Here is a 745-nt window from a genome sequence, read left to right on the forward strand (position 1 = left end):
CTGCAACGCTGCGTGGTCGTGCAGTCGGCCTGCCACGGCTTTGACAACAGTGCCGCAGAAGATGCCATCCGCCATCGCCCACAGGCCTACCGAGGCATTGCGCTGGTCCCCACCGACGTGGCACAAGCCGAGCTGAATCGGCTCAACAGTGCGGGCTTTCGAGGCGTGCGCTTCAACTTCATGGGGCACCTGGGTCACCGCACCCCCATCGAAGAGGTTTTGGCCCTCGCAGCGCGCTTCGAGCCCCTGGGCTGGCACCTGCAGATCCACGGCGACCCCAGCCTGCTGACGGACATGGCGCCCGCGCTCCTGCGCTCGCCCACGCCGGTGGTGATCGACCACATCGGGCGCCTGGACGCCTCACTCGGACTGGACCAACCGGCCTTCAAGGCCTTGCGCCGCCTGATGGCGGACCGCCGCTTCTGGGTCAAGGTCAGCGGCATGGACCGCATCACCCGGCTGGGGCCCCCTTATGCAGACGCCCAGCCCTTTGCCAAAGCCTTGGTGGACGAGTTCGGAGACCGGGTTCTGTGGGGCAACGACTGGCCCCACCCCAACCATGCCGGCCCGGTGCCCGACGAACAACAACTGGTGGACCTGATCCACGAGATCGCCCCCAGCGAAGCCGCCCGCCACGCCCTGATGGTGAGCAACCCTGAACGCCTTTATCAATTTGGAGACCTGACATGAGCCGTCGATTTGAAAACAAAGTAGCCATCGTGACCGGCGCCGGCTGCGTGGGCGC

Annotated in this window: 1 protein-coding gene; it reads left to right on the forward strand. The window is 66.0% G+C overall.

The window, feature by feature from the left end:
* The coding region (locus tag AC07PT_RS30420) for an amidohydrolase family protein (RefSeq protein ID WP_494659188.1) at nucleotides 1–690 on the forward strand (690 nt) is incomplete at its 5' end.
* Nucleotides 691–745 lie beyond the last annotated feature (55 nt).

It is taken from the genome of Curvibacter sp. GW821-FHT09D12, assembly GCF_059416245.1.